Consider the following 9,463-nt stretch of genomic DNA (forward strand, 5'->3'; position numbering starts at 1 on the left):
ACCCCCAGCGAGATTGCTGGGGGTCTATTCTGCAAACACGCGGAATTAGGACTTATTCATCTAGGCTGAATCCATGGATCTCGAATATCGGACTTCCGGGGAATCGCCTGATGTCACCCGGCTCGTGACCACCCGGCTGCCCACCCGACATGGGGAATTCGCACTGCTGGGCTACCGGGATGCCCGCGGTGTCGACCATGTCGCGCTCACCCGTGGCGAGCCGGCGGCCGGCGGGGGGCCGGCGCCGCTGGTTCGGCTGCATTCGGAATGCCTGACCGGCGATGCCCTGGGTTCCTACCGTTGCGATTGCGGGGAACAACTCGACGCCGCCCTGGGAGCCATCGCCGCGGCGGGTCGTGGCGTCTTGATCTACATCCGCGGACACGAGGGCCGCGGCATCGGCCTCATCGACAAGCTCAGGGCCTATGCCCTGCAGGATTCAGGCATCGACACCGTGGACGCGAACACCCATCTGGGTTTGCCCGTCGACGCCCGCGACTACGACCAAAGCGCCCAGATCCTCCGCGAATTGGGCATCGAACGGATCCGGCTGCTGTCATCGAACCCCGCCAAACAGGCGGCCTTGGAAGCACTCGGCATCGGTGTCGAGTCACGGGTGCGGTTGAACGTCGCGGACCGCCAGGAGAATTCCGGCTATCTCGCCACGAAGCGGGCCCGAATGCACCACGATCCGCCGCCTGGGCGAAATGCCTGGGATGTGCTGGTCTCGGGCCACCTCCCGGGTGGCAGCCTATCTACCGAGGAAGAAGCGCTGCTGCTGCGCTACGGACCACTGGTCGAGGCCGGCCCGCGCCTGGTGATCGGCCAGCTGGGGCAGAGCCTGGATGGGTTCATCGCCTCGCGGACCGGAGATGCCTGTTTCGTGACCGGAGAACCGGATCGCAAGCACCTGCACCGCCTGCGGGCTTTGGTCGACGCTGTGCTCGTGGGGGCAGGCACCGTGGCGGCCGACGATTGCCAGCTCACGGTGCGCGCCGTCACGGGCAACCATCCCGTGCGCGTCGTCGTGGATCCGCAGGCGCGCATCCCGCGGACCGCCAAGGTGCTCACCGATGCGAGCAGTCGAACCCTGTGGCTGGTCGGCACCGACACCGCGGTCCCGGAGCCGTTGGCGCCGCACGTGAGCGTGCACCGGTTGGACTCGGTGCGGGGATTCGAGCCCGCGTCCATCCTCGCGCTCTTGGAAGGCCAAGGCCTGGGCCGGGTCCTCGTTGAGGGTGGCGGGCTGACCGTGTCCAGGTTTCTGCACGCCGGAGTGCTCGACCGCCTCTACATCACCAGCGCACCCCTACTGGTGGGTGACGGTGTCCCCGGAATCCGCTTTGATGGAACCGATGCGCTGTCCGGGGCCCTCTCCGCTCCGGTGCGTCGTTTCGTCCTGGGCGAGGACATCTGCACGGAGTTTGATTTCGCCGCGGCGCGGACGACGGCGTCGGCCACTTCGCACCAGGCGGATCAGCAGGACCGCTAGCCCGGGCAGTACCGACACCAGCGCGAGGAGCCCATAGGCCACCGACACGGCCACGCCTTGCTCCGGTGGATGGCCGAGGGCCATGAACCCCAGGGCGGCCGCGCCTTCCCGCGGCCCCCAGCCGGCAACATTCAGCGGGATGGACATCCCGCCCAGGGTGATGGCGGCCAGCACCGGGATCTGTCCCGCCGCCAGGTGGGGTGCCACCGCGAGGCAGGCCATCAGGAACATCACGGCAAACGCGCACCATCCCACCACCGACAACCCCAACACCTGGCCGATGTCCCTCTGGGGCAGCCGGCGCAGCCACGGCCAAGCCGCAGCACCAGCGGCCACGGCCACCAGCAACCCGATCGCCGCGGCCGCGGGCCAGGCGAACAGCAGTGCGATCCCCGCGGCCAGGAAAACCACCGAGGTGCCGGCGAGCCGCTCGGCGGAGACGGCGCCGACGCTGCTCTTGATCGTCTCGCGGCGCCGCTCGTGGCCCACCGGTCCTTGTTCGACCGCCCGCACCGCGTCGCCGGCCAACCCTCCAGGGAGCACCGCGTTCAGGAATGCCGCCTGCCAGCAACGCCCGATGGCCGCGCGCAGGCCCAGTTCGATGCCCTGCCCCCGGGCCACCAGCCTCCACCGCTGGGCTTGGACCACCACACCGGCCGTCCCCATGGCCAGCGCCCCGATGGAAGCCGGCCAGGACAGCACCCCGGCTGCCGCAACGAAGGGCCCCCTCCCCCACAGCAGGGCGGCCCACACCAGCAGTGCCGCCGCGACGGCGACCTGCAGCAGGGACAGTGCAATCCTTCGGCGGTTCATGCCATGACCGCCCCTCAGTGCGGGGGCAGGCACAACAGGTCCCGGTGGCCGACGGTGAGGTGCAAGCGCCCCGTTCGCACCTCCGCCAGCCGGTCCGCCAGCCAGGTGGCCACCGGGGAGGCCAGGGCCGGATCCTGTTCCACGACGGCTTCCGCCCGGTCACGGAGGTATCGGTCCATCAGGTCCCTGTCATCGGAGCCCAGTGCCCACGGGGTTTCCGCGGTCTGCACCTGCATGCCTCCGGCGCGGAGCCGTTCGGCTGCCTGCCCGACAGCGAGGGGGCCGGCAAGACCGTCGCGCCCCTGATGGACGTTGAATGCCGTGTTGACCAGGGCATCCGAGGGATGGACCGGGCTCAATTCCACATCCCCGACGACGCTGAGGCTGAGCAGTGCCGGGATGTTCCGGTCCACCAGGTAGTCGCAGAGTCCCTCCAGCTGCGGCATACCCAGCAAGTCGAGTACTGCGGAACAGGTGAGGAGGACGGGGCCGTCGGCGTCCCGTCCCAGCGTCGGCAGGTCCTCGATTCCCGCGACGACGCGGTCGATGTGCTCCACGGGCCCTCCGCCGGGTTGCGGGATGAGTCCCAGCAGGTCGGGATCATGGTCCAGCAACGTCCATGTCTGCCTGAACCGCAATCGCGGTGCCAGCCAGGCCAGGTTGGCGCCGGTCCCCGCACCGATGTCGATGACGTGTACCGGAGCCGCCGCCCGGGAGGGGGTGAAGTGGTCGGCCAGCGCATCCAGCAGCGGGCGCGAGGCTTCCCGGGCCCGCTCGTCCGCCGGCCGCCTCAGGGCCAGCCAGTCACTGGCAATGGGCCGCTCGGGGCGGCTCACGGGCCGAGGATTCGTAGCATGTCGATCGCCGCGTCGTGCCATGTCGGCATTCTATCCCGGGCGAGTATGGCGGCATTCCGCCAGCTGTTGCGACGGGCGGGGTCCTGGAGCCAGGAACGCAGCACCGCTTCGAGGCCGACCGGATCGTTCGGGGCTGCCGCGGCACCTGGTAGCGAACCCCCTCCAACGGCCAGCGCCTCTTCCGATCCCGTACCGGCCCCGACGATCGCGGGAATACCGCGGGCGAGCGCCTCGGTCACGACCATCCCAAAGGTCTCCTCCCGGGAAACCAGCAGCAGCAGGTCCGTCGCGGCCCAGATCGCGTCGAGTTCGGGGCCGGTCCGGGGCCCGGTGACGTGGACCCTTCCGGGAGCGAACGCGGATGCCGCGTGCTGCCGCACCCGGCGTGCATAGCCGGGCTCCGCGGCGCCGGGGCCCACTAGCATCGCCCGCCACGGCAGTGATTCAAGTGCCGAGAGGGCATCCAGCAGGGTGAGTTGGTTCTTGCGCGAGGTGAGCGAGGCCAGGACCAGCAGTTGCGGTGGGTTGCTGCCTCGGGCCAGCGGTGCGGGGTCCGTGCCGGGGGGCACCACCCGGGTCGGCAGTAGACCGTAGCGGGCCACGACGTCGCCGGCAGCCCACTCGCTGGTGCAGATCACGGTGTGAGCCGCCTGCAGGGCCCGGCGTTCCCTGGCCTCCACGCGGGCCCGGTCCGCGGGCGGCACGCTGCCCTCGGCCAGCAGGGACAGGTGGAACAGGACGTGCACCCGTGTCCCCCCGGCGACAGCGGCCTCCACTTCCGCGGGGGCCGCCGAGGCGATGATCCCGTCGAGGACGACCTGTGCACGACCTGCCAGGGTGGCGCGCAGCTCGTGGAGATCCGACTGCCCCGGGCGCGGCCAGCGTCCCCCGACCCCGCAGACGGACACGGTGCCGCCTGCCGCCCGGAGCGCGCGCGTCAGGGCCTCGTTGTACGCCGTCCCCCCGCTGGGGCCGGTGAGCCCCGCAGGAACCACGAACGTCGTTTCGCGGGGCTCACCCGAAGTCGACATCATGGGATGCCCAGGCATCGGGGTGCTCGCGCAAGAGCACCTCCAGGCCGGCGAACTCCGAGGTGTCAAAGTGCCGGCACAGTTCCTCGCTGATGTGCCCGGCGATGGCCTCCGTCGTGCTCAGCCGGCCGGCAAAGGCCGGATGCTCATCCAGGTTGGCATAGCGCAAGGACTCCAGGACCGCGGAAAGCATCGAGGACGCGGCCCCGATATCCATCACGACAGACTGTGGCCCGAGCTCGCGGCGACGCCAGGTCACCTCCACAACGAGGGTCGCACCATGCAGCGCTTGGGCGGGGCCAAAGAACGGATCAGGGAGGCTATGCGCGATCATGACGTGGTCGCGAACTGTCAATCGATACATGCGTACGACCCTAGCGACCGGAAGGGGAATCGGGATACCTGATGGCCCGGCAGAGCGAGGGCAGGACACCGCTGGAGAGGTCGGCCATGACGCCGGGCAAGTCATCGAAGTCCGACTCCCCGCTGATCAGGGCATCGAATGTCGGGTCCGCCAGCAGCTGCATGACCAGTTGCATGCGGGAGGCGTGGGTGCGGCGGTGGCGGCGCGCGCTGCCAATCATGGACACCTGGCTGGCGCTGATGCGCAGCCGGCGCGCGTGAAAGCCGGCCCCGAGGGGTACCTGCGGGGACTGGGAACCGAACCACGACAATTCGACCAGGTCGCCTTCGTCGCCGAGCAGTTCCAGCCCCCGGGCCAGCCCCGCGGCGGTGGTGGACGCATGGTAGACGATGTCGCATTCGCCGTCGGCGGCCCCTGGTTCCACCGCGTCCACGCCCATGGACCGGGCCAGGTCGCGCTTGGCCGGGTCCGGGTCAACGACTTGGAGACCGGCCAGCGGAAACCGGCTCAGCAACACGGCGAGCGACGCGCCGATCATCCCGGCGCCGAGGACCGCGATGCGGTCCCCCGCGCACGGCGGAACATCCCACAGTGCGTTCAGCGCAGTCTCCACCGGACCGGCCAGGATGGCACGGCGGCTCGGTACATCAGCGGGCACCGCCGTCAGGGCGTCCAGCGGCACCACATAACGGTCCTGGTGCGGATGCAGGCAAAACACCCGGTGTCCCACCCATTCCGGCGGGCCGTCGTCGACGACGCCGACCGATAGGTATCCATACTTCACGGGGTAGGGGAATTCCCCTTCCTGGAAGGGCGCCTTCATCCGGACGGCGACCTCCGGGGGGACCTGGCCCCGGTGCACCAGCATCTCGGAACCCCGGCTCACCCCCGAGTACAGGCTCCGTACCAGCGCCTCCCCGCCCTCCGGTGGACGCAAGCGCGCCTGCCGAAGTTCGCCTGCCTCGGGCGCGGTCGTCCAATATGCGGTGCTCTCCATCGGCTGCGGTGAATCCATGGTCCGATTATGCCCACACGGCCAGGAACACCGCAGTCCGGGGCGGTCATGAACCCCCGCCGCCGGGCGCCACGCCGGTAGACTCGCCACGCAATACCCGACGACCACGGAGGATGCCGATGCGCCGCTCGACGGCCCGGATGCGGCGACAGGCGCTCGTTGATGCGCTCTGCGCCCTGGTGGGCTCCGTGGGGCTGGGCATTGTCCTGGTGCAGTTCGGACAGGCCTCCTCATGGGGAAGCGTCGCGGCGGTGGCCAGCGGACTGGCACTCGTCCTGGTTGCCGTGCTGATCGTCGTGCGGCGCAACCCGCTCTTCTCCACCCTGGCGGACCGGGTGACCCTCAGCCGGGCCGTGCTCGGCGGCGGATGCACCACGATCGTCGTCCTCGCCGCCCTCGGCACGGCCCCGCACCGCTCGTGGTGGCTGGTGCTGCTGGCTGCCCCGGCGGTGCTGCTGGACGCCGTCGACGGGTGGGTGGCCCGGCGCACCGGCACCGCATCAGTCCAGGGTTCGCGCCTGGACATGGAGACCGACGCCGCCCTGATGCTGGTGCTGTGCGTGCCTTTGGCCTTCACCCTGGGGCCGTGGGTCCTGGCGATCGGCGTGATGCGCTATGCGTTCGTGGCGCTCTCGTGGTGGCGCCCTGCGTTGCGGGGGCACCTGGAGTTCAGCCAATTCCGCAGGGTCGTGGCAGCCATCCAGGCGGTGGTCCTGGTGGTTGCCTTGGTCCCGTTGGTCCCCGAGCCGGCGGCGCAGGTTGTCGTGGCGCTCAGCCTGGCCCTCCTGGCCACGTCCTTTGCGCGCGACATCATCAGCCTCGAACGCGGTCACGGCTCCAGTCGCGGCCAGGCCCCCTCCCCTGCCGGCGGAGCCGCGGCCCCGGGCACGGAATCTGTGGGCCGCTAGCGGGGCGCCTGGCCGAAGGCGTGCCTGCGGATCCAGGCGTGCATGGCGATGGCGGCGGCGGAGGCGGCGTTGATCGAGCGGGTGGAACCGTACTGCTCGATGCTCAGCGTGGCCTTCGCCGCAGCGTGCACCGCCGGGCTCAGCCCGGGGCCCTCCTGGCCAAAAACCAGCACGCAGCGGCGCGGCAGCTCGTAGGTCTCCAGCTGCTCGGAGTCCGGGAAAATGTCGATGCCGATGACCTCCAGCCCCTCCTTCCGCGCCCAGGCGGTGAACTCGTCCACGGTCGGGTGGTGGCGCACATGCTGGTACCGGTCGGTGACCATCGCCCCGCGACGGTTCCAGCGCCGTCGTCCGATGATGTGGACCTCCTTGGCCAGGAAGGCGTTGGCAGTGCGCACCACGGTGCCGATGTTCATGTCGTGCTGCCAGTTCTCGATGGCAATGTGGAAGTCGTGCCGCCGGGTATCCAGGTCCGCGACAATGGCTTCGTGCAGCCAGTAGCGGTACCGGTCGGCGACGTTGCGCCGGTCTCCGTCGCGCAACAGGACCGGATCCCACTGGTCCCCGTCGGGCCATTCGCCCTCCCAGGGCCCCAGGCCCACCTCGGGCGGTGCCGCGGCCTCCCCGGCGGGCTGCGGTTCACCGGTCGGGGCACTGGGTTGCGTCGATTCGTCCACCGTCCCAGCGTAGTGCGTGGCACCGGGCCCCGGCGCGGCGGGACCGGCAACGGGCGCGGCCGCCGGGCAGGTGGCAGACTATGCGCTGGAGGTGGTCATGGCCATTGTCGATAACGGGATCTATGTCAACGGGCACCGGGTGCAGGATCCGGCGGAACTGGGTCACACGGTGCAGCAGATGCGCGAGCATTCGGGGATGGCGTGGCTGGGGCTCTACCGGCCCAGCGAGCAGGAGCTGCAGGCGGTCGCCGGCGAGCTGGGGTTGCACGCGCTGGCCGTCGAGGACACGCTGAAGGGCCACCAGCGGGCCAAGCTGGACCACTACGGGGACCATTCGCTGCTGGTATTGCGCCCGGCCCGCTACCTGGACGACGTCGAGAAGGTCGAGTTCGGCGAGCTGCACGTCTACATCGGCGAGGACTTCGTCGTCACGGTCCGGCATGCGGAGTCCCCCGACCTGGCCAAGGTCCGGCACCGCATGGAACAGGAGGAGCCCGAGCTCCTGTCCCTGGGGCCGCGCGCCGTGCTCTACGCGGTGGTCGACCAGGTGGTGGATGAGTACGAACCGGTCGTCGACGGGCTCTCCAACGACATCGACGAGATCGACGACCAGCTCTTCTCCGGCAACCCGAACGTGTCGCGGCGCATCTACGAGCTCTCCCGCGAGGTGATCGAGCTGCAACGGGCGACCCTGCCGCTGGAACGCCAGCGCCGGAACATCTTCCGCAACGCCGTCGGCCTGAGCGTCGTCGAACTGCGACGCAAGAAGAACGCCGGGCCGTGGGACTACGTCTGCGGGGCCCACAAGAATCGCAGAATCACCCTCGACACCGAATTCGAGCTGACCGGACCAGCTGCAGGATCCGAGCTTCTGAAAACCAAGCGGGACCGCCGCGCACGCTTCGTCGAGGGCACGCTGGGAAACTGCTCCGGCGGAACCACCCCCTGGGGAACAATCCTCTCCGGCGAGGAGAATTTCAACGGCTTCTTCCGCACCCCGGGCACTTCCGTCGAAGACAAGCGCTATGGCTTGGAGAACAAGGCCACCGGCATGGGCTGGGAGCTCGAGGATCCGCGCTTCGACGCCCGCGGCAAGGACTTCGCCAACGAGCCCCACCGCTTCGGCTACATCGTCGAAATCGACCCGGAGGATCCTCGTTCGACGCCCGTCAAGCACACCAGCCTGGGCCGCTTCAAACACGAAGGCGCCAACGTCATCGTCGCCGACAGCGGGCACGTGGTTGCCTACATGGGCGATGACGAGCGGTTTGATTATCTCTACAAGTTCGTCTCCAAGCGCAAGTACCGCAAGAACGACCGCCGCCACAACATGACCTTGCTGACCGAAGGGGACCTGTATGTGGCCCGGTTCTCCGGTACCTCCGAAAACGAGATCGACGGATCCGGCGACCTCCCCTCCGACGGCAAGTTCGACGGTTCCGGCCAGTGGCTGCCGCTCGTCGAGGACGGCAAGAGCCGAGTCAAGGGCATGGGCATCGAGCAGGTCCTGGTCTTCACCCGTCTGGCCGCCGACGCGGTCGGGGCCACCAAGATGGACCGTTGCGAAGACGTGGAACCGAGCCTGAAGTCCGGCAAGGTCTACATCGCGTGCACCAACAACTCCAACCGCGGCGTCGGCGCCAACGCGCAGGCCGATGAGGCCAACCCGCGGACCGAGAACCGCGATGGACACATTGTGGAAATCACCGAGCGCCGCGGCGACCACACCGCCACCCGGTTCAATTGGGACCTGCTGATGCTCTGCGGCGATCCCGCCCAGGGCGATGCGACCTACTTCAGTGGCTTCCCCGCGGACCAGGTCTCCCCGATTTCCTGCCCGGACAATGTCGCGTTCGACTCCGAGGGAAACCTCTGGATCTCCACCGACGGCGCCCCGGACGGCATCGGCTACAACGACGGCTTGTTCAAGGTCGCCGTCGACGGCAAGAACCGCGGCAAGGTCGAGCAGTTCCTCTCGGTCCCCCGCGACGCCGAGACCTGCGGTCCGGTCATCCACGACGACGACTCCATGGTCTACGTTGCCGTCCAGCACCCGGGAGAGGAGGGCTCCTACTCCGAGATCCACTCGTACTTTCCGGACTACGTCCCCTCGGAGGCGCGCCCGGCGCCCGGCGAGGCCAGCGCCCCCCGCCCGTCGATCGTCCAGGTGTACCGCCCCTCGGCGCAGGCCGGTACGGGCCGGTAGACGGCCCGCGGAAGGCGGCGGAAAAGGGGCTGTTCCCCTAGATGATTAATTCCTATTGGTTTCAGTGGTCGTAGGCAGTCAATGAGCGTTTGTTCGGCGC

At 69.1% G+C, this 9,463-nt stretch carries 8 protein-coding genes and 1 pseudogene; 3 read left to right on the forward strand and 6 right to left on the reverse strand.

From position 1 onward, the window contains the following. Positions 1 to 73 precede the first annotated feature (73 nt). Entirely contained in the window at positions 74 to 1,492 is a 1,419-nt protein-coding gene (ribA, locus tag ABD088_RS15580) for a GTP cyclohydrolase II (protein WP_343902888.1), read from the forward strand. A 15-nt stretch (positions 1,493 to 1,507) separates the two neighbouring features. On the opposite strand, the pseudogene ABD088_RS15585 reads toward ribA, so the two are convergent. The 5 genes and pseudogenes from ABD088_RS15585 to ABD088_RS15605 all read right to left on the reverse strand — a co-directional run. Next, positions 1,508 to 2,305, reverse strand: a pseudogene (locus ABD088_RS15585) (lysylphosphatidylglycerol synthase transmembrane domain-containing protein); the annotation flags it as partial. Between the two features lie 14 nt (positions 2,306 to 2,319). Beyond that, positions 2,320 to 3,141 carry a class I SAM-dependent methyltransferase gene (locus tag ABD088_RS15590; protein ID WP_343902889.1) on the reverse strand — a complete coding sequence of 274 codons (822 nt, stop codon included), beginning with the start codon at positions 3,139 to 3,141 and terminating at the stop codon, positions 2,320 to 2,322. Beyond that, entirely contained in the window at positions 3,138 to 4,196 is a 1,059-nt protein-coding gene (locus tag ABD088_RS15595; RefSeq protein ID WP_343902890.1) for a glycosyltransferase family 4 protein, read from the reverse strand. Before ABD088_RS15595 ends, ABD088_RS15590 begins: the two co-directional genes overlap by 4 nt. Further along, the gene (locus tag ABD088_RS15600) at positions 4,177 to 4,557 is read right to left on the reverse strand and encodes a 6-pyruvoyl trahydropterin synthase family protein (protein ID WP_343902891.1); all 381 of its coding nucleotides are present in this window, start codon (positions 4,555 to 4,557) and stop codon (positions 4,177 to 4,179) included. Before ABD088_RS15600 ends, ABD088_RS15595 begins: the two co-directional genes overlap by 20 nt. A gap of 10 nt (positions 4,558 to 4,567) precedes the next feature. Beyond that, on the reverse strand, positions 4,568 to 5,572 hold the full coding sequence (locus ABD088_RS15605; protein WP_343902892.1) for a zinc-dependent alcohol dehydrogenase: 1,005 nt from the start codon (positions 5,570 to 5,572) through the stop codon (positions 4,568 to 4,570). A 119-nt stretch (positions 5,573 to 5,691) separates the two neighbouring features. Between ABD088_RS15605 and ABD088_RS15610 the strand changes: the two genes are divergently transcribed. Next, positions 5,692 to 6,480 carry a CDP-alcohol phosphatidyltransferase family protein gene (locus tag ABD088_RS15610; RefSeq protein ID WP_343902893.1) on the forward strand — a complete coding sequence of 263 codons (789 nt, stop codon included), beginning with the start codon at positions 5,692 to 5,694 and terminating at the stop codon, positions 6,478 to 6,480. Here the strand turns inward: ABD088_RS15610 and ABD088_RS15615 are convergent. Next, a complete protein-coding gene (locus ABD088_RS15615) occupies positions 6,477 to 7,157 on the reverse strand; it encodes a TrmH family RNA methyltransferase (protein ID WP_372711353.1) in 681 nt (226 codons plus the stop codon). The genes ABD088_RS15610 and ABD088_RS15615 overlap by 4 nt on opposite strands. Before the next feature lie 97 nt (positions 7,158 to 7,254). Here ABD088_RS15615 and ABD088_RS15620 point away from each other — a divergent pair, with 97 nt between their 5' ends. Further along, positions 7,255 to 9,363, forward strand: coding sequence for an alkaline phosphatase PhoX (locus ABD088_RS15620; RefSeq protein ID WP_343902894.1), 2,109 nt, complete (start codon positions 7,255 to 7,257; stop codon positions 9,361 to 9,363). Positions 9,364 to 9,463: the final 100 nt, after the last annotated feature.

This window comes from Arthrobacter rhombi (genome assembly GCF_039526245.1).
Taxonomy (GTDB): Bacteria; Actinomycetota; Actinomycetes; order Actinomycetales; family Micrococcaceae; genus Arthrobacter_H; species Arthrobacter_H rhombi.